General features: G+C 66.9%; 17 protein-coding genes. 12 read left to right on the top strand and 5 right to left on the bottom strand.

The features are described 5' to 3' along the window. Positions 1–34 precede the first annotated feature (34 nt). The 3 genes from trxB to SB816_RS16130 are packed head-to-tail and all read left to right on the top strand — an operon-like array spanning position 35 to position 1,993. Complete coding sequence (trxB, locus tag SB816_RS16140; protein WP_054501713.1) at positions 35–994, top strand: thioredoxin-disulfide reductase; 960 nt, start codon at positions 35–37, stop codon at positions 992–994. Then, positions 981–1,667, top strand: a complete 687-nt coding sequence (locus tag SB816_RS16135; protein ID WP_410547281.1) for a Smr/MutS family protein — start codon at positions 981–983, stop codon at positions 1,665–1,667. The genes trxB and SB816_RS16135 overlap by 14 nt, the downstream gene beginning before the upstream one ends. Then, positions 1,664–1,993 (top strand): DMT family transporter, encoded by a 330-nt coding sequence (locus SB816_RS16130; RefSeq protein ID WP_026382315.1) that lies wholly within the window; start codon positions 1,664–1,666, stop codon positions 1,991–1,993. Before SB816_RS16135 ends, SB816_RS16130 begins: the two co-directional genes overlap by 4 nt. 73 nt (positions 1,994–2,066) lie before the next feature. Here the strand turns inward: SB816_RS16130 and SB816_RS16125 are convergent, their stop codons facing one another. Together SB816_RS16125 and SB816_RS16120 are read right to left on the bottom strand one after the other, a co-directional pair. After that, positions 2,067–4,160 carry a sodium:solute symporter family protein gene (locus SB816_RS16125; protein ID WP_054501715.1) on the bottom strand — a complete coding sequence of 698 codons (2,094 nt, stop codon included), beginning with the start codon at positions 4,158–4,160 and terminating at the stop codon, positions 2,067–2,069. After that, a complete protein-coding gene (locus SB816_RS16120; RefSeq protein WP_054501716.1) occupies positions 4,160–4,435 on the bottom strand; it encodes a DUF4212 domain-containing protein in 276 nt (91 codons plus the stop codon). Before SB816_RS16120 ends, SB816_RS16125 begins: the two co-directional genes overlap by 1 nt. A 739-nt stretch (positions 4,436–5,174) precedes the next feature. On the opposite strand from SB816_RS16120, the gene kdpF reads away from it, so the two are divergent. From kdpF to SB816_RS16075, 9 genes are all read left to right on the top strand, one after another. Beyond that, complete coding sequence (kdpF, locus tag SB816_RS16115; RefSeq protein WP_035360036.1) at positions 5,175–5,264, top strand: K(+)-transporting ATPase subunit F; 90 nt, start codon at positions 5,175–5,177, stop codon at positions 5,262–5,264. Further along, positions 5,264–7,060, top strand: coding sequence for a potassium-transporting ATPase subunit KdpA (gene kdpA / locus SB816_RS16110; RefSeq protein ID WP_064523906.1), 1,797 nt, complete (start codon positions 5,264–5,266; stop codon positions 7,058–7,060). The genes kdpF and kdpA overlap by 1 nt, the downstream gene beginning before the upstream one ends. 22 nt (positions 7,061–7,082) lie before the next feature. Continuing rightward, the gene (gene kdpB, locus SB816_RS16105) at positions 7,083–9,242 is read left to right on the top strand and encodes a potassium-transporting ATPase subunit KdpB (protein WP_410547280.1); all 2,160 of its coding nucleotides are present in this window, start codon (positions 7,083–7,085) and stop codon (positions 9,240–9,242) included. A 30-nt stretch (positions 9,243–9,272) separates the two neighbouring features. Further along, positions 9,273–9,881: a potassium-transporting ATPase subunit KdpC gene (kdpC, locus tag SB816_RS16100; RefSeq protein ID WP_064523904.1), complete on the top strand. Its 609-nt coding sequence runs from the start codon at positions 9,273–9,275 to the stop codon at positions 9,879–9,881. 51 nt (positions 9,882–9,932) lie between these two features. Continuing rightward, the gene (locus SB816_RS16095) at positions 9,933–12,719 is read left to right on the top strand and encodes a sensor histidine kinase (RefSeq protein WP_175188580.1); all 2,787 of its coding nucleotides are present in this window, start codon (positions 9,933–9,935) and stop codon (positions 12,717–12,719) included. A gap of 9 nt (positions 12,720–12,728) precedes the next feature. After that, complete coding sequence (gene kdpE / locus SB816_RS16090) at positions 12,729–13,421, top strand: two-component system response regulator KdpE (RefSeq protein WP_054501721.1); 693 nt, start codon at positions 12,729–12,731, stop codon at positions 13,419–13,421. A gap of 174 nt (positions 13,422–13,595) precedes the next feature. After that, a complete protein-coding gene (locus SB816_RS16085) occupies positions 13,596–14,357 on the top strand; it encodes a TorF family putative porin (protein WP_410547279.1) in 762 nt (253 codons plus the stop codon). Between the two features lie 220 nt (positions 14,358–14,577). Continuing rightward, complete coding sequence (locus tag SB816_RS16080; protein ID WP_054501961.1) at positions 14,578–14,823, top strand: hypothetical protein; 246 nt, start codon at positions 14,578–14,580, stop codon at positions 14,821–14,823. 3 nt (positions 14,824–14,826) lie between these two features. Further along, the gene (locus tag SB816_RS16075; protein WP_410547278.1) at positions 14,827–15,726 is read left to right on the top strand and encodes a 4-hydroxy-tetrahydrodipicolinate synthase family protein; all 900 of its coding nucleotides are present in this window, start codon (positions 14,827–14,829) and stop codon (positions 15,724–15,726) included. On the opposite strand, the gene SB816_RS16070 is transcribed toward SB816_RS16075, so the two are convergent. The 3 genes from SB816_RS16070 to SB816_RS16060 form a co-directional block, all read right to left on the bottom strand. Further along, entirely contained in the window at positions 15,704–17,248 is a 1,545-nt protein-coding gene (locus SB816_RS16070; protein ID WP_116793606.1) for a methyl-accepting chemotaxis protein, read from the bottom strand. The genes SB816_RS16075 and SB816_RS16070 overlap by 23 nt on opposite strands. Positions 17,249–17,490: 242 nt before the next feature. Further along, positions 17,491–18,762, bottom strand: coding sequence for an O-antigen ligase family protein (locus tag SB816_RS16065; protein ID WP_144655947.1), 1,272 nt, complete (start codon positions 18,760–18,762; stop codon positions 17,491–17,493). A gap of 126 nt (positions 18,763–18,888) precedes the next feature. After that, complete coding sequence (locus SB816_RS16060; RefSeq protein ID WP_144655850.1) at positions 18,889–19,866, bottom strand: glycosyltransferase family 9 protein; 978 nt, start codon at positions 19,864–19,866, stop codon at positions 18,889–18,891. Between the last annotated feature and the right edge of the window lie 213 nt (positions 19,867–20,079).

Genomic DNA, 20,079 nt, shown 5'->3' with positions numbered 1-20,079 from the left:
TTATAATTGGGCGTTAACCTAAAGATACCCGCCCATGTCCACGCCTACGCACGCTAAAGTTTTGATACTCGGATCCGGCCCCGCCGGTTACACGGCGGCCGTCTATGCGGCACGCGCCAATCTGAGCCCCGTCCTTGTTACAGGTTTGGCCCAAGGCGGCCAACTGATGACCACCACGGACGTCGACAACTGGCCGGCCGACGCCGACGGCGTGCAGGGTCCGGACCTGATGCAGCGCTTCCAGAAGCACGCCGAGCGCTTCAACACCGAAATGCTGTTCGACCACATCGCCAAGGTCGACCTGTCCAAGCGGCCGTTCACCCTGACCGGCGACACCGGCAAGGTCTACACCTGCGACGCCCTGATCATCGCCACCGGCGCCTCGGCCAAGTACCTGGGCCTGCCGTCCGAAGAGGCCTTCATGGGCCGCGGCGTGTCCGGCTGCGCCACCTGCGACGGCTTCTTCTACCGCAACCAGGACGTGGTCGTGGTCGGCGGCGGCAACACCGCCGTCGAGGAAGCCCTGTACCTGTCCAACATCTGCCGCAAGGTCACCCTGATCCACCGCCGCGACAAGTTCCGCGCCGAACCGATCCTGGTCGACAAGCTGATGAGCAAGGTCGAAAACGGCAACATGGAACTGAAGCTGTTCCACACGCTGGAAGAAGTGCTGGGCGACGACAGTGGCGTCACCGGCGTGCGCGTGCGCCACGTCGACACCGGCGCCACCGAAGACCTGAAGGCCACCGGCGCCTTCATCGCCATCGGCCACCAGCCCAACACCGAGATCTTCCAGGGCCAGCTCGAAATGAAGGACGGCTACATCGTCACCAAGAGCGGCCTGTCCGGCATGGCCACCATGACCTCGGTGCCGGGCGTGTTCGCCGCCGGCGACGTGCAGGACCACGTCTACCGCCAGGCCATCACCAGCGCCGGCACGGGCTGCATGGCCGCCCTGGACGCACAACGGTGGCTGGAGAATGCGGGGCAATAAGGTCGGCGCGGCCGACCTGAAACGCCTCAAGAAAGACCTGCAGGCCGAGCAGGAGCGCGCCGCCCTCGCCCAGCGCGTGGCGGCGCTGAAGAAAACCGCGCCGGCGCCCGGCGCGGACGCCGATCCGGCCGACGACATGGCCGCGTTCCGGCGCAGCATGCAGACGGTCAAGCCGATCAGGCAGGTCGCGCGCGCCGAGCACAAGCCTGTGCCGCAGCCGGCCCCGGCCCTGCGCCGCGCCAACGCCTTGGGAGAGACCGCCATGCGCGCCGATGCCGGCGTCTCGGACGGCGGCGAAATCACGCACCTGCTGTCCGAAGGCGGCACCGCCTTCGTGCGCGGCGACGCCGCGCCCGACACCGCGCGCAACCTGCGCCGCGGCCAGTGGCGCGCCGGCGCCGAACTCGACCTGCACGGCCTGCGCGTGGAACAGGCGCGCCACGCCATGCTGTCGTTCCTGGACGAATGCCAGGAACACGGCATCCGCTGCGTGCGCATCGTGCACGGCAAGGGCTATGGCTCGCAGGGCCTGGAACCGGTGCTGAAAGACAAGGCCCGCACCTGGCTGGTGCAGAAGAACGAAGTGCTGGCGTTTTCCGAGGCGCCCGAGCGCGAAGGCGGCGCCGGCGCCCTGCTGGTGCTGCTGCGCCAATCCGAGGGGCCGCGCAAATGAAGTGGCTCTACCTGGGCATCGCCATCGTCGCCGAGATCTTCGCCACCAGCGCCCTGAAAAGCTCCGAAGGTTTTTCGCGCCTGGTGCCATCGGTGGTGACGGTGTTCGGCTACATGATCTCGTTCTATTTCCTGTCGCTGACGTTGCGCGAAGTGCCGGTCGGCATCGCCTACGCCATCTGGTCGGGCGTGGGCATCGTGCTCATCTCCCTGATCGGCGCGCTATTCTTCAAGCAGCACCTGGACACCCCGGCGCTGGTCGGCATCGGCCTGATCATCGCCGGCGTGGTGGTCATGAACGTCTTCTCGAAGTCCGTGTCGCACTGAGCCGTTCCAGGCGCGAGCCCGGATCCGGCCCGCGCCGGGCATATATCCGGGCCACCCGGCGCCTGCCTCCGTTTCAGACCGTGCCGTTCTCCGTTGGCGGCTTCGGCGCGCCCGGATGACGCAGATAATCCACCAGCGCCAGCGTGGCGCGATCCGGCGGCGGCGTCAGCAGCGACACCACGACGATCGTCAGGAACGCCACCGGCGCGCCGAACACGCCCGCCGCGATCGGCTGGATGCCCCACCACAGGTCCACCGGCTGGGTCCGCGAAATCCCCAGCACCCACTCGCGCAGCCACGGATGCGTGTGCGTCATGTAGGCGAAGGTCACCAGCAGGCCCGCCGCCATGCCGAGCGTGGCGCCCCATTTGTTGGCGCGGCGCCAGAACACGCCCATCACCAGCGCCGGGAAAAACGACGAGGCCGCGAACGAGAACGCCGCCGACACCATGAAGAGAATGTCGGCCGGCTTGCGCGCCGCCACCCAGGCCGCGCCGAACGCCACCACCAGCAGCAGGATCTTGGACACCATCACCCGCCGCGCCGCCGACATGCGCGGCGATACCATCCGGTACCACATGTCGTGCGACAGCGAATTGGACAACGTCAGCAGCAGGCCATCGGCGGTGGACAGCGCGGCCGCCAGCCCGCCCGCCGCCACCAGCCCGGAAATCACGTAGGGCAGTCCGCCGATCTCGGGCATGGCCAGCACCACCACGTCGGCGCCGATACTGATCTCGCTCAACTGCACCACGCCGTCCCGATTGATATCGGTGACATCCAGCAGGTTGCTGTCGACCGCGCTCCAGGCATGCACCCAGTTCGGCAGGCTGAGGAAATTCGACCCCACCACCTGCGTATAGACCTCGTATTTGACCAGCAGCGCCAGCGCCGGCGCCATGAAATAGAGCAGCAGGATGAACAGCAGCGACCAGCACACCGAACGGCGCGCCTCGATCACCGACGAAGTCGTGTATGACCGCATCAGGATGTGCGGCATGCCCGCGGTGCCCAGCATCAGGCACAGCACCAGCGCCAGGAAATTGATGCGCATGTTGCGCCGCTCTTGCGGGTCTTCGGAAGGAAATGGCTCGGCGTGCGGGGTCAGTGGCGCGGCACGCGCCTCGAAGGAGGCCTTGGCCTGAGACCAGGCGATCCTGGCCTCCTCGACATTGGGCGGAAAGGCCGCCAGCTCGCGCTCGACAGAGCGGATCTCGACCATCGGCGCATCACCGGCATTGAGCTGGGCCAGGCGGCTGCGCAGCTTGTCCTTCTCGAGCGCCCAGGACTCGGGCAGGTCGCGCACCCGCTGCGCCATTTCGTCGGCGCGCTCCTGCCACAGGCGACGCACCTCGATCTCGGCCGGATCGTTCTGCAGATAGACCTCTTTCTCGGTCACTTGCTGCAGCACCGCCCCAGCCGACAATTGCGGCACGGGCATGTCGGTATGCTTGATCGACAGCCACACCACCGGCACCAGGTAGGCGATGACCAGGATGATGTACTGGCCTACCTGGGTCCAGGTAACGGCGCGCATGCCGCCCAGGAACGAACAGACCAGCATGCCTCCCAGCGCCACGAAGATGCCCAGCTCGAACGAAATGCCGGTCATGCGCGTCGTGATGATGCCTACGCCATAGATCTGCGCCACCAGGTAGGTGAACGAACAGAGGATGGCGCAGGCCACGCCAGCCAGCCGCGGCAGGTTGCCGCCGTAGCGCGCGCCCATGAAATCGGGAATGGTGTATTGCCCGAAGCGGCGCAGGTACGGCGCCAGCAGCATCGCCACCAGCACGTAACCGCCGGTCCAGCCCATGATGTAGGCCAGCCCGCCGTAGCCCGTCAGGTAAAGCGTGCCCGCGACGCCAATGAAGGAGGCCACCGACATCCAGTCGGCGGCGGTGGCCATGCCGTTGTAGAAGGCCGGCACCCGCCGGCCAGCCACGTAGTATTCGACCTGGTCCGAGGTGCGGCAGACGATGCCGATGCCCGCGTACAGGCTGACCGTGACCAGCAGGAACACATAGCCGATCCAGTTGCGCGGCAGGCCCAGGATCTCGGCCAGCGCCATCAGCAGAATCATCAGCGCGAAGCCAGCCGTATACAGCACGTAGATGCGGCGCAGCCGGATGCTGAATTGCTGCGGGGTGTCTCCGCCGAACGGCATCAGGCGTCCCCCTTGCCCTCTTCCGAGCGTTGGTCGGCGCGGTTCATGATCCGCGCGTAGATGCCGATGAGGATGAGATAGGCCAGCGGCGCGCCGTAGGCCGCCATCCAGAACGAAAACGGCCAGCCGATGAAGTCGAACGACAGGCCGCGGGCGAAATAGGACGGGACAAAGGTCAGCGCCGCCCAAACGGCCAGCAACAGCACGATCAGCCGCACGTTGCGGCGCCAGTAGCGCGTGGGGACAGGTTTGGAGGAAGCGCGGGATTCCGGCATAGCTGGCGTGAGCGAAACCTGGGGAATAACGCGAAACGCGGCGCTGGAAAAAACCCTGGCGTGCGGAATACGGGCTTTTTATGCGACAACGGCCGGCACTGCCTGGTGCCAGCCGTTGTGCGTTTTGCTTTTCTTGAGTACTGCTACTTTTTTATGTACCGGTGCCGCCGGTAATTGCCCATGCAGGGCTTTGTCTCCTCACCTGCATGGGAAGAGATTCTGCACCAGATGCGGGAATGCCACACTAGGGGAATGCCCTAATTCGGCGCATTCATTTACATATTCCACGCACCACAGTAGTGCATTTTAAGGCTCGTGTTCTAAATATTGGGATTTATTCGGCCCCAACCCGCATTCCAGGGGCTGCCGGCGGGACCCATTTTGAGCCAGCCTCAACTACCGCCGACCCCGCCGCCCGCTTCCGGGCACCGGCGCCGCGCCATGGCGGCGCATCCACGAACCGGAGGATGACAGCGCGTCTTTACGTTCCGTTTACACCCCCCCGCCAAAGCTATACCCCGTTTTTACCCCCTGCTCCGTAACCTGCCGATGTCCTGATTGGTCACTTCGCCCGCGCGGTCCGCATCCCCTTTTGCCGCCCGGGCCCGTCGTTCGAAGGGAGCGCCGCTCCCGGGAGGAAAAACGTGGATGCCATCTATATCGCGATCTTCGCCGTCATGGCCGGGCTGACCTACGCCCTGGTCTCGTTCTGCGAAGCCTTGTCCTCGGGAGAGCAACCATGAGCTGGCTCTACTGGCTGAGCGGCATCACGTCCGCGCTGCTGTTCGTGTACCTGCTGGTCGCGCTATTCAAACCGGAGAAGTTCTGATGACTGCCGAATTCATCGGACTGCTGGTCGTGTACCTGGCGGTCCTGCTCGCGATCGCGCCCTTTCTCGGGCGCTATATCCGCGTCGCCATGGAAAATGGGCAATCCCGGCTGACCGCCTGGGGCCGCCCGCTGGAACGTGGCATCTACCGGCTGGCGGGCATCGACCCGCAAGCCGAAATGGGCTGGAAGCGCTACGCGCTGGCCGTGCTCGCCTTCAACATCCTGGGCATCGTGGCGGTCTACGCGCTGCAGCGCCTGCAGGGCTTGCTGCCGCTGAACCCGGCCGGCATGGGCGCCGTCTCGCCCGATTCCTCGCTCAACACCGCCATCAGCTTCGTGGCCAACACCAACTGGCAAGGCTATGGCGGCGAATCGACGATGAGCTACCTGACGCAGATGCTGGCGCTGACGGTGCAGAACTTTGTCTCGGCCGCCACCGGCATCGCGGTGCTGTTCGCGCTTATCCGCGGGCTGGCGCGCCATTGCTCGGCCACGGTGGGCAACTTCTGGGCCGACATGGTGCGCAGCACGCTGTACGTGCTGCTGCCGCTGTCGCTGGTGCTGGCGCTGGCGCTGGTGAGCCAGGGCGTGATCCAGAACTTCAGCCCCTATCAGGACGTGCAGACGGTCGAAGCCCTGCACTATGACCAACCGCGCGTGGACGCCCAGGGGCAGCCGGTGCTCGATGCCAAGGGCCAGCCCGTGACCGACCCCGCGGTCACCCAGACGCAGACGCTGGCCATGGGCCCGGTCGCCTCGCAGGAAGCGATCAAGATGCTGGGCACCAACGGCGGCGGCTTCTTCAACGCCAACTCCGCGCATCCCTTTGAAAACCCGACGGCCCTGTCGAACTTCCTGGAGATGCTGGCGATTCTGGTGATCCCGGCGGCGCTGTGCTTCAGCTTCGGCGAAATGGTCGGCAACCGGCGCCAGGGCGTCGCCATTCTGGCGGCCATGACCGTGCTGTTCGTTGTATTCGCGCTGACCACGGCTTACTACGAACAACAGCCCAATCCGATGACCGCGCAAACAGGCGTCGACAGCGCCATGAGCGCGCTCTCGCCGGGCGGCAACATGGAAGGCAAGGAGACCCGCTTCGGCATCGCCGCCACCTCGCTGTTCGCCACCATCACCACCGCGGCCTCGTGCGGCGCGGTCAACGGCATGCACGATTCGCTCAGCGCCATGGGCGGCCTGTCGCCGATGCTGCTGATGCAGTTGGGCGAAGTGGTCTACGGCGGGGTCGGCTCCGGGCTCTACGGCATGCTGGCGTTCGCCATCCTGGGCGTCTTCATCGCCGGGCTGATGATCGGCCGCACGCCCGAGTACCTGGGCAAGAAGATCGAAGCCTATGACATGAAGATGGTCTCGATCGTGATCCTGGCGACGCCGCTGCTGGTGCTCGGCGGCACCGCGCTGGCAGTGTCGGTGACGGCCGGCCAGGCCGGCGTGCTCAACCCCGGCATCCACGGCTTCTCCGAGATCCTGTACGCCCTGTCCTCGGCCGCCAACAACAACGGCAGCGCCTTCGCCGGCCTGTCCGCCAACACGCCCTTCTACAACGTGCTGCTGGGCATCGCCATGTGGTTCGGCCGCTTCGCCATCATCGTCGCGGTGCTGGCGATGGCCGGATCGCTGGCGGCCAAGCGCCGCCTGCCCGCCGGCCCCGGCAGCATGCCGACCACCGGCCCCCTCTTCGTGGTGCTGCTGATCGGCGCGGTGCTGCTGGTGGGCGCCCTGACTTATGTGCCCGCGCTGGCCCTGGGCCCGGTCGCGGAACACCTGCAACCCTGAATGCAACAGGCTAGGAAAGAAAATGGCCAAGATTGATATGCCAACCCAAGGCGCCGGCGGCGGCGCCGCCCGCGCGCCGTCGGCCGCGCCGCTCGAACGCAAGTTCGGCATGTGGTCGGGCGCGCTCGTCGGTCCCGCGCTGCTGGACAGCCTGCGCAAGCTCTCGCCCGCGGCGCAACTGAAGAACCCCGTGATGTTCGTGGTCTACGTGGGCAGCATCCTGACCACCATCCTGTGGATCATGGCGTTGCGCGGCCAGGCCGAGGCGCCCGCGGGCTTCATCCTCGCGATCTCCGTGTGGCTGTGGTTCACCGTGCTGTTCGCCAACTTCGCCGAAGCGCTGGCCGAGGGGCGCGGCAAGCAGCAGGCCGCCACCCTGCGCGGCCTGCGCACCACCATCGATGCGCGCCTGCTAAAGGGGTTCCGCGATGAGGATGCCGCCCGCGCCGAGCCGGCGCTGTGGCGCAACCAGGCCGTCAAGCAGGCCTCCGGGCTGCTGCGCCGCAATGACGTGGTGCTGGTGGAAGCCGGCGAAACCATCCCGGGCGACGGCCAGGTCATCGCCGGCGTCGCGTCGGTCGATGAAAGCGCCATCACCGGCGAATCGGCGCCGGTCATCCGCGAATCGGGCGGCGACTTCTCGTCCGTCACCGGCGGCACCCGGGTGCTGTCCGACTGGATCTTCGTGCGCATCGCCGCCGACCCGGGCGAGAGCTTCCTGGACCGCATGATCGCCATGGTCGAAGGCGCCAAGCGCCAGAAGACGCCCAACGAGCTGGCGTTGACCATCCTGCTGGTCGGCCTGACGGTGGTGTTCCTGCTGGTGGTCGCGACGCTGATGCCGTTCTCGATCTACTCGGTCACGGCCGCCGGCGGCGGCACCACCGTCACCGTCACGGTGCTGGTGGCGCTGCTGGTGTGCCTGATCCCCACCACCATCGGCGGGCTGCTGTCGGCCATCGGCGTGGCGGGCATGAGCCGCATGATGGGCGCCAACGTCATCGCCACCTCGGGCCGCGCCGTGGAAGCCGCCGGCGATGTCGACGTGCTGCTGCTGGACAAGACCGGCACCATCACCTTCGGCAACCGCCAGGCCTCGACCTTCCTGCCCGCGCCCGGCGTATCGCCGCGCGAACTGGCGGACGCGGCGCGCCTGGCCTCGCTGGCCGACGAAACGCCCGAAGGCCGCAGCATCGTGACGCTGGCCGACAAGGCCATTCACGCCCCCGCCGTGCGCGCCTCGGACGCCGAATACGTGCCCTTCACCGCCCAGACCCGCATGAGCGGCGTCAACCTGAACGACCGCATGATCCGCAAGGGCGCCATCGACGCGGTGCGCGCCTGGCTGGCCGAGCAGGACGCCATCGTGCCCGAACAGGTGCTGCGCCTGGCCGAGGACGTGGCGCGCCGCGGCAGCACGCCGCTGCTGGTCAGCGACGGCAACCGCGCGCTGGGCGTGGTCGAGCTCAAGGACATCGTCAAGCCCGACATCCAGTCGCGCTTCGCCGAGCTGCGCCGCATGGGCATCAAGACGGTGATGATCACCGGCGACAACAAGCTCACCGCCGCGTCCATCGCCGCCGAAGCGGGCGTCGACGACTTCCTCGCGGAAGCCACGCCGGAAGCCAAGCTCAAGCTGATCCGCGCCTACCAGGGCGAAGGCCGCCTGGTGGCGATGACCGGCGACGGCACCAACGACGCGCCGGCGCTGGCGCAGGCCGACGTCGCGGTGGCGATGAACTCGGGCACCCAGGCCGCCAAGGAAGCGGCCAACATGGTGGACCTGGACTCCAATCCCACCAAGCTCATCGAGATCGTCGAGATCGGCAAGCAGATGCTGATGACGCGCGGCGCGCTCACCACCTTCAGCATCGCCAACGACGTGGCCAAGTACTTCGCCATCATCCCGGCGGCGTTCGCCACGGTGTACCCGCAGTTGAACGTGCTGAACATCATGGGCCTGGCCACGCCGGCCTCGGCCATCCTGTCGGCCGTGATCTTCAATGCGCTCATCATCATCGTGCTGATCCCGCTGGCGCTCAAGGGCGTGCGCTACCGTCCGCTGGGCGCCTCGGTCCTGCTGCGCCGCAATCTGCTGATCTACGGACTGGGCGGCCTGCTGGTGCCGTTCGCCGGCATCAAGCTGGTCGACATGGTGCTGGCCGCCCTGGGCTGGGTCTGACCCGCGCCCGTCACTGGAAAGGAACTCCTCATGAAACAAGCTCTTCCCCTGCCGCGCCAAGGCGGCATCCTGCGCCCCGCGCTGGTCGTGTTCGCCGCCCTGTCGCTGGTGACCGGCCTGGCCTACCCCTTCCTGACCACCGGCATCGCCGCCGCCGTGTTCCCGCACGAAGCGTCGGGATCGCTGATCCGCCAGGGCGACAAGGTGGTCGGCTCGGAGTGGATCGGCCAGTCGTTCAGCGCCCCCCAGTACTTCTGGGGCCGGCCGTCGGCCACCTCGCCGATGCCGTACAACGGCGCCAACTCCGGCGGCTCGAACCTGGGCCCGCGCAATCCGGCGCTGGCCGAGGCCGTGCAAGCGCGCATCGCGGCGCTGAAGGCGGCCGACCCGGACAATCCCACGCCAGTGCCGGTGGACCTGATCACGGCCTCGGGCAGCGGCCTGGACCCGCACATCAGCCCGGCCGCCGCGGCCTACCAGGCCGCGCGCGTGGCGCGTACCCGCCATCTGCCGCGTGAGAAGGTCGACGCCCTCATCGAGGCTAGCACCTCCAAGCCCTGGTTGGGCGTGCTGGGCGACCCGGTCGTCAACGTGCTCCAGCTCAACCTGGCGCTGGACCAACTGGCGCCGGTGAAATGACACGCCGGCGTATAGTATTGCCAGCCGCTCCCCCACTTCGCTTGCGCGTTCATGGCCGACAATCCTGACGAGCGTCCCGATCCGGACGCGCTCTTGAAAGACCTCGACGACGCCGCGCGCCAGGCGGTGCGCGGCAAGTTGCGGGTCTACTTCGGCTCATCCGCTGGCGTCGGCAAGACCTACGCCATGCTGGTGGCCGCCCGCGCCCACGCCGCGCAAGGCGCCCGCGTGCTGGCCGGCATCGTCGAAACGCACGGCCGCCGCGAAACCGCCGCCCTGCTCGAGGGCCTGGCGGTCCTGCCGCTCAAGGACGTCGCCTACCGGGGCCACGCGCTCAAGGAATTCGACCTGGACGGCGCGCTGGCCGCCCACCCGGACCTGGTGCTGGTCGACGAACTGGCCCACTCCAACGCGCCCGGCTCGCGCCACGCCAAGCGCTGGCAGGATATCCAGGAACTGCTGGCGGCCGGCATCGACGTCTGGACCACGCTCAACGTACAGCACCTGGACAGCCTCAACGAGGCCGTCGGCAGCATCACCGGCGTGCGGGTCTGGGAGACCGTGCCGGACGAGGTCTTCGACGCCGCCGACGAAGTCATCCTGGTCGACCTGTCGGCCGACGAGCTGCTGCGCCGCTTGCGGGAAGGCAAGGTCTACCTGCCTGAGCAGGCGCGCCACGCCACCCGCAACTTCTTCCGCAAGGGCAACCTGATCGCGCTGCGCGAACTGGCGCTGCGCCGCACCGCCGACCACGTCGACGACGACGTCCAGGCCTATCGCCGCGACCGCGCCATCGAGCCGGTGTGGCGCACGCGCGAAGCCGTGGTGGCCTGCATCGGCCCCGACGCTGACGCCGAATACGTCATCCGCAGCGCCCATCGCCTGAGCCAGCAGCTCGAATGCGACCTGCACGTGGTCACCATCGACGTGCCGCGCGCCGCGCCGCCGCCGCAGGCCGAGCAGGAACGGCTGCAACGCAGCCTGGCGCTGGCCGACTCGCTCGGCGCGCGTTGCGAAACCCTGGCTGGCGGCGACATGGTCGACGCGGTGGTGCGCTACGTGCGCCGCCATAACATCACCAAGGCCATCGTCGGCCGCACCCGCGCCAGCGGCCTGCAGCGCCTGCGGCTGTCGCTGTCGGCGCTGCTGACCGCGGCCATCAGCCCCGGCTGGCTGTGGCGCCGCCACAGCTTCGCCGACATGCTGGCCGCCGGCTGCCCCGAGATCGACATCATCCGCCTGGGCGCCCCGCCGCTGCCCGCCGCCAGCGTGCCGGGCCGCGATCCGCTGACGCTCGGGCGCCGCGGCCGACAGGCGGCCGACGAACGCGGCCCGCAGGCGCTCGCCGGCTATGCCTGGGCGCTCTGCTATTGCACAGTGGCCACGGCGCTGTCGGCGCTGGCGTTCCCGGCGCTGCACCAGACCAACATCGTCATGCTGTTCCTGCTGGCGGTGGTGGCGGTGGCGCTGCGCCATGGCCGCGGCCCGGCCGCGCTGGCCTCGGTCGTCAGCGTGGGGCTGTTCGACTTCTTCTTCGTGCAGCCGCTGGCCTCGTTCGCCGTGTCCGACGTGCAGTACCTGCTGACCTTCGGCGTGCTGCTGGCCGTGGGCCTGTTGATCGGCCAGCTCACCGCCGGCCTGCGCTTGCAGGCCCAGGCCTCGGTCAAGCGCGAGGCCGACGCCCGCAGCCTGTACGAGTTCGCGCGCGAGCTGTCATCGGCGCTCTTGCCCGAGCAGATCGTCGCGTCCGCCGGCGCCTTCGTGCACGCCACCTTCGGCTCGCGCTGCGCGCTCTATATCCTGGGCCTGGACGACCGCCTGAAGCTGGCCTCGCCCGCCGCCGACGACATGCCGCCGCTGGAATCGGCGCTGGCCCAATGGGTCTACGACCACGGCCAGCCGGCGGGCGCCGGCACCGCCACGCTGTCCAACAGCGACCTGCTGTACCTGCCGCTGAAGGCGCCGATGCGCACTCGCGGCGTGCTGGCGCTGGCGGCGCCGCGCCGCAGCCTGTTCTCGCAGCCCGACTCGCGCCGCCAGATCGAGGCCTACGCCACGCTCATCGCCATCGCCCTGGAACGGCTGCACTACGTGGAAGTGGCGCAGCAGGCGCTGGTCAGCATGGAATCCGAGAAGCTGCGAAACTCACTGCTGGCCGCGGTCTCGCACGACCTGCGCACGCCGCTCACCAGCCTGGTCGGCATGACCGACACGCTGACGCGGCGCCAGGACGCGCTGCCGGCCGACATCCAGGACACCATCCGCGCCATGCGCGACCAGGCGCAGCGCATGCACGCGCTGGTCGCCAACCTGCTCGACATGGCGCGGCTGCAGAGCCGCGACACCCCGCTGCGGCTGGAGTGGCAGTCGATTGAGGAACTGGTCGGCGCCTCGCTGGCCGCCATGCGCGAAGCGCTGGCGGCGCATCGGGTCACGGTCGACAGCCTGTCCGGGTTGCCGCTGGTCGAATGCGACGGCGTGCTGATCGAACGGGTGCTCTGCAATCTGCTGGAAAATGCCGCCAAGTACACGCCAGCCGGCAGCGCCATCCGCCTGCACGCCGTGGCGCAGGACGGCGAGCTGCGCGTCGCGGTCTGCGACAACGGCCCCGGCGTCGCGCCCGGCGCCGAACGCCGCATCTTCGAGAAATTCACCCGCGGCGAACGCGAATCCGCCACCCCCGGCGTCGGCCTCGGCCTGGCGGTGTGCGAAGCCATCGTCAGCGCGCACCACGGCCGCATCTGGGTCGAACACGCGCCGGGCCAGCAAAGCGGCGCGCAATTCGTCTTCACGCTGCCGCTGGGCACGCCGCCCCAGATCCAACCCGAAATCGCCTGAGTCCATCGCATGTTCGACTTTCAGCCCACCCTCCTCATCATCGAGGACGACGCCAATATCCGCCGCTTCGTGCGCCAGGCCCTGGAGAGCGAGGGCTGCGCGGTTTTTGAAGCCGATACCGTCAAGCGCGGCCTGATCGAGGCCGGCACCCGCCAGCCCGACGCCGTGGTCCTGGACCTGGGCCTGCCGGACGAGGACGGCATGACCCTGATCCGCGAACTGCGCGGCTGGACCGAAGTGCCGGTGCTGGTGCTGTCGGCGCGCACCGCCGAGGCCGACAAGGTGGCGGCGCTGGACGCCGGCGCCGACGACTACCTGACCAAGCCATTCGGCGTCAGCGAACTACTGGCGCGGCTGCGCGTGCTGCTGCGGCGCCATGCCCGCGGCGGCGCCGGCAGCGCCGCCGAAATCAGTTTCGGCGACGTGCGCGTGGATTTCGCCAGGCGCGTGGTCGAGCGCGGCGGCCAGCACGTACACCTGACCGCCATGGAATACCGCCTGCTGGCCGCGCTGCTGGCCCATCGCGGCAAGGTCATGACCCACCGCGAACTGCTGCGCGAGGTCTGGGGCCCATCGCACGTGGAAAGCAACCACTACCTGCGCATCTACATGGGGCACCTGCGGCAGAAGCTCGAGGCCGATCCGGCGCAGCCGGTCTACCTGCTGACCGAGATCGGCGTGGGCTACCGCTTCGCGGGCTGACGGCGGGAGCCGCGCGCAAGCGCTCGAATGAGCCAGGCTTGGCCGCGCGGCGCACGGGGCAGACGCGACCTGCCGCGCCATTGATGCGCCTTTTACGCGCGCCGCGCGAGTCTTGTCTCGCCGTTTATGCCGCTTCTCCTATTGTGGCGATCCCGTCCAACACAGGAGAATTCCATGTCCCGCAACACCCTGGCCGCGCTCGCGCTGTTCGCCCTTGCCGCCCCCGTGCACGCCGCCGATGCGCCCACCGCCGGTGAGCCGACTCCCGAGTACTCGCTGACCGCCAACGTCACCCTGGCCAGCCAGTACCGCTACCGCGGCCTGATGCAGACCAACAACCAGCCCGCGATCCAGGGCGGCTTCGATTTCACCCACGCCAGCGGCCTGTACCTGGGCAACTGGAACTCCAGCATCAGTTGGCTCAACGACAGCAACAGCAAGGTCTCGGCGCCGGTCGAAATGGACTTCTACGGCGGCTACAAGGGCAACCTGGCGCCTGACGTGCCGTTCGACCTGGGCGTGCTGCAGTACTACTACCCCGGCGACTACCCGTCGGGCTACACCAGCCCCGACACCACCGAGCTGTATGCCGGCCTGGGCTACGGCCCGATCCTGTTCAAGTATTCGATCGCCATGACCAATCTGTTCGGCTTCGCCGACAGCAAGTACAGCCAGTATTTCGACCTGAGCGGCAACTTCGACACCGGGTTCTGGGGCCTGACGGTCAACGCCCACGTCGGCCGCCAGACGGTCCGCAACGTCACCGACGGCGCCTACACCGACTGGAAACTGGGCTTGACCAAGGACTTCGGGCAGGGCCTGGCGATCTCGATCGCCTATATCGACACCGACGCCGACCGCGCCGTCTACACCAACAGCCGCGGCCGCTACATGGGCCGCGCCACCGGCCTGCTGTCGCTGACCAAGACCTTCTGAAACGCCCGGGCGTTGACGCGCTTTTTACGCGTCTCGCCCGCATTTATCGGCAGGTTTTACGGCCCGCTTTCTATAGTGGAATCGTCATCAACCAACCGGATACGCGCGAGCCCGCCCTCACGGCTGCGCCCCCCCGACCGCCATGATTCCCCGCCAAGAACGCAGCACGTACGCCTCGTTTGAACGTCCCGCTCCAGCCCATGCGCCGCAACCCGCGCAGATGGTTTCCCTGACCGTCAGGATCGACACGCTGGACGCCCTGAAGGTCCGGCTGGCCCTGCACCGCGAACTGGGCGAACGGATCGGCGTATACGTGCTGTCGGTGGATCACGCCCATGGCCAGAGCATCCTGCAACTGCATTGCGACCGCAACCAGGTCGACGCCCTGATGCACGCGGTGATGTGCGGCCTGCCCCAGGCCGAATTCGGCCCGCTGCGCCCCGCGACCGCCATCACGGTGCAATAAGCCATGGATACCCCGCTCACTCCCGCTTTCGAAGGCCTCTGGCTGCCGATGGTCACGCCGATGCGCGGTGGCTACGTCGATTGCGAAGCCGCCCAGGCGCTGGCGCGCTACTACCGCAACGCCGGCGTGGCCGGCCTGGTGCTGTTCGGTTCCACCGGCGAAGGCAACCTGCTCTCCATCCCCGAGAAGATCGAGATGATCGAGGCCATCCGCCGCGATCCGCACGCCCTGCCGCTGGTGTTCGGCGCGGGCGGCGTCGACACGCGCGGCGTGGCCGCCGCCATCCGCCGCCTGGACAAGTACGCGCCCGCCGGCTACCTGGTTCCCCCGCCCTACTACCTGGGCCCGTCACAGCAGGGCATCCTGTGGCACTACCGGCAGATCGCCTGGGCCACAGAGCGCCCCATCATCCTCTACAACATTCCCAAGCGCGCCGGCGTCACCATGACCGTCGAAACCATGGAATCGCTGGCGTTGCTGCCCAATTTCCGCGCCGTCAAGGAATGCAATGCGCCGGTGCTGATGGCGTTGAACGCACGGGGACACCTGGCGGCCCTCTGCGGCGAGGACATGGCGCTGCTCGACCATTTCCTGGCGGGCGGGCGCGGCGCCATTCCGGCGGCCGCGCACCTGTTCCCCGAGCGCTTCGTCGAAGTCATGCAACTGGCGCGCGACGGCCACGTCGAAGCGGCGCGCGAACTGTTCGAACCGCTGCGCGGCCTGATCCGCCTGCTGTTCGCCGAACCCAACCCGGCGCCGATCAAGCGCGCCCTGGCCCTGCAAGGCCTGATCGCCGACGAACTGCGCCTGCCCATGACCGGCGCCAGCCGCGAGCTGACCCCGCGTCTGCAGCGGGCCATGAGCGTGGTGCAGGGCTCCCCTAGCAGGCTGCAGACAGCTTGAACACCGCCACCGCGCGCGCCAGGTCGTCGGCCTGATCATGCAAGGTGGAGGCCGACGCCGCGAACTCCTCGACCAGCGCCGCGTTCTGCTGCGTCACACTGTCAAGGTGCGTCACCGCCTGGTTGATCTGCTCGATGCCCACGCTCTGCTCGGACGACGCGGTGGCGATCTCGCCCATCAACGGCGCACTGCTCGCCGCCGAGTGCAGCACGCTGCTCATGGTGGCGCTGGCCTGCGCGACGCGCTGGCTGCCGCGCTCGACGGAATCCGACGACGCCTCGATCAGCGTCTTGATTTCCTTGGCGGCGGTGGCCGAGCGCTGCGCCAGCGCCCGCACCTCGCCCGCCACCACGGCGAACCCGCGCCCCTGTTCGCCGGCGCGCGCGGCCTCCACCGCGGCATTGAGCGCCAGGATATTGGTCTGGAACGCGATTTCGTCGATCAGCCGGATGATCTCGTCGATCCGCTGCGAGCTCTGCGAGATTTCGCGCATCGCGTCGATCGCGTGCTGGGTCTCTTCGCTGCCCTGCCGCGCCAGTTGCGCCGACTGGCCTGCCAGCGAACTGACCTCGCGCACGTGGTCGGCGCTCTGCTTGGCGGTGGCCGTTATCTGCTCGACGCTGGCCGCCGTCTGTTCCAGCGCGGCGGCCTGTTTCTCGGTGCGGTCGTGCAGGTCCATGCTGCCGGCGGCGATCTGGCGAGAGGCCGCCGCGATCGAACCGGTGGAGTGCACAATGGTGCGCACCGCCACGTCCAGCCGCTCTTGCATCAAGGCCATGGCTTCGAACAGCCGGCCGATCTCGCCGCGATGATGGCGCGAAATGATGCTGGACAGGTCGCCGTGCGCCACCCGCTCACAGACCGCCACCGCCTCGTCCAGCGGACGGATGATGTGGGAACGGAAGAACCGCAGCGCCGCCGCCAGCAGTACCACCAGCAGCACCAGCGTCACGCCGCCCTGGCGCCACAGCGTCGCGCGAAAGGCGGCGTCGACGTCATCCACGTACAGGCCGGTGAACATCAGCCAACCCCATTCCGGGTCGTAGACGGCGTAGCTGGCCTTGGGCAGCGCCTCTTCGGCGCCCGGGCGCGGAAAGTGGTATTGGACGAAGCCTCCTCCCGCCTTGCCCTGCGCGTAGAGATTCTCGAAGATCGGCAGGCCGTCGCTGTCCTTGACCGCGCGCACATTGGTGCCGGCCAGCTTGGCGTCGGGATGCACCAGCAGCGTGTAGCTGTCGTCGAACACGCCGACATAGCCGTCAGCGCCATAGCGCAACTGCGCCAGGCGCTGCGCCACGTTGTGCTTGGCCTGCTCGGGCGAGAGGCGCTCGTCGATGGCGCGCTGCTTGCCGTTGCGCACGATGCCGGCGGCCAGGTCCAGCACGTTGCGCAGTTCCGTCTTGCGCTCGGCCAGCATCTCGGCGCGCCGCTCCCAGGCATCCCATCCTCCCAGGGCCAGCACCGCGACCCCGATCGCGAGCACGAACCACAGCAGCTCCCTGCGCAAGCTTGAATTCTTCATAGACCCTCTTCTCCATACCCACCGCCGTCGGAAACCAAAGACAGCAAAATGTGACTATTTATCTGTTGCGTCTGATCAGGATAAGGGGGAGCGCCAGGGTTTTCACCGGCGAGGGGAGACTGGCTTGATCTGCGTCAAACCCGGCAGGCATTTGGAATGCGCCCCGCGCGCACAAAAAAAACAAGGCCGCCAGGGCCTTGCTTTGCGGGGCGACATGCGGCTACGACGGGCCGCCGGATCCGCTATCGTTTCGCCGCCAGACGCTGCTGCGCCAGCCCGGTACGGGCCGATGTCAGGGCATACAGCACCACCACCGTCAACGCGTAGATCGGCACGCTGCGCATGTTGCGGAACATCATCTCCGACAAGCTGAAGACGAAATAGCCCAGGCAGAACAGCATGCCGATCTGTGAGCCCACGTGCACCACCGGGTCATCGCTGGCGGAGCGGCGCCAGAAGACCGCGGCGGGCACCAGGTAGAGCGCCAGCATGCTGAGCAGCCCCAACAGCCCGTATCCTGCCAACGCGCCCAGCATGTCGTTGTGAGGCTCGCCGAAATCAGTGGCAACCAATTCGGTGACCACGCCCTGTTCTTGCAGCTTAGCCAGTTCAGGCCGGAAGTTCGGCACACCCACGCCGACCAGCGGATTCTGCTGGAACATCATCCAGGAAGCCTTCCAAAGCTGGATACGGATGCCTACCGAAGTATCGCGATCTTGGCTCTCATAGCGGCTTATGTCGGAGACTACGCTTTTCCAGCGGCTGTCCTTGCTGTTCCATGACAGCCACGCTCCCACCGCGATGACCAGCAACAGTACCATCAGGAACATCGCCTTGGTCCAACGCCGCCATTGGCGCTTGGTCAGCAAGTAGACAAGCCCGAACACCAACAGCAACGCCCAACTGCTGCGCGTTTGCGACACCCAGACGCCGTACAGACTGATCGGCACCGCCAGGATTTTCAGCGCAGCCTCCAATCGTGGCCAGGGCGAAAGACGCCACGGAAGGGTCAGCATTGAGGCCAACCCAAAGAAAATAGTCAGGTCGGCGAACGCAACTGCGTTATAGCGGCCGCCATAGTCAGACACTGCGCCACGGCCCAAATTCGGTTCGTAGACGATGTACACCAGCATCAACGACCCGACGATTGCGCCAAACAGCAGACTCCACTGCACCTGTGCCAACCAGTTCCGAGGAACTCGCAACAGTATCCAGCACACAGGCACCGCCAGCGCGAAACGCAACAGCTTTTCGATCTCGGAAGAACTCCAGACTCCCAGATAGCTGCTGCTGACCAGCATGGCCAGCAATGGCGCCCCCAGCGCCCATGCCATTGCCGATAATTCCTTCAGAGCAAACGGTTCCCAACGCCTGACGAGGTTGGCTGCCATCGTCGCCAAAGCGATCAAGGCGGTCAGGTAAAGGATGGCTGGACCGCCAGCAGCGCTGGTCAAGGCTAGGGCAGGAATCAGCAGCGTCAGGAATGCAACACTGCGCAAGCATGGAGAGGACATCATGGATCAATTCGGTTCCTGGAAGAACCGTTCGGTACATCAACAGTGAGGTAGGGGAGATGGAGCGGCACGAGCCGCGACGCGCTGCACGGGCCAGCTAAGCCCCCGGGAAATTGCCGTCCCAGGTCAGGAACGCGCGACCTTGGTGGCCTCCACGGATTTCTTGTAATCCCGTGTCAGGCTCTCGAACGCCGACATCACGCTGCCCGGCCGCAGCCATTCCCGCCACAGACGGTCACGCCAGCGGCCGCCGGGGATATAGACGGGGTACGCAATGCGCGACATCGACCAGCCCGGGCGCCAAGCCTTGGTCCGGGTCGGGCGGCCGGTGAGGGTCAGCGTCGGAACGCCCACGCTGGAGGCCAGATGGCCGATGCCAGATTCATTGCCGATGAACCAACCGCATTCATGAATGAACGCTGCCACGTCGGCCAACGAGGGCGACTGCTGAATCGCCAAGCCAGCGTCGATCAGGCAGGTCCATTCAGAGCGCTCATGGGGAGCCAGGATGAAAACGGGCTCATAGCCTTGGCGCTGCAGGCGCAAGCCCAGCTCAACGAAGTGCCGCGGCGCCCAGCAGCGCTGCGCGCCGGTGGACGAAGGATGCACCGCTACCCTTTTTTCGTACACACGGTGACGCCCTGCGACTGGCGGGCGCAGGCCAATATCGGTACCGGCCAGCGATAACCCGAGCGCATCGCGGCAATAATCCCGGATCTGGTTGAGTTTGATGAACCCCTTGCCGGTAATCACGACGTGGGCATCGTAATAGAAGTAGGAGGCTGCACAATCATGCAGGGCATACGGCCAACCGACATGCATCTGCGCCGCACAATCGTAATCGGCCAGCACTGCGGGTGCCTGTTCACGAGGCAGCGACGGCTGAATATCCATGCCGGGGAACCAGCTGCGCAGGCCGTAGGCGAAATCACCAAAAACGGTGACTTGGCGTCCATGCGCAACGAGGTTGAACGCCATGGTCATCATCAGCAGCGTGTCTCCCAGCCTGGGCGCCATCAATAATGCGACCCGCTTGGCGTCTCGCAGACTGCGAACGCACGTCAGCGCGTCGTATGGCGGCATATCGGGAGCAGGTTGGGCCATGTCGAGTATCAGCGAACCGGTCAGTAAAACTGAACCTAGAGTATCAGCAGGACGGGGAGAAATGCAGGATTTCTAAACATCGAAATTATAGCGTCGGCACGATAACAATTGGATTCGTTTTGTCTTAATCTGGCACGCCAAGATCTGAGGGCTTCCCCTATTTCGATAGAGATATTTACATCCCCTCGCCCCTCAAAAAAGCCCGCAAGCCTT

The organism is Achromobacter sp. SIMBA_011 (genome assembly GCF_046535435.1).
GTDB classification, from domain to species: domain Bacteria; phylum Pseudomonadota; class Gammaproteobacteria; order Burkholderiales; family Burkholderiaceae_B; genus Achromobacter; species Achromobacter dolens.
Note: the sequence above shows the minus strand (reverse complement) of the source record. Positions and strands in the feature narration are given on the sequence as shown.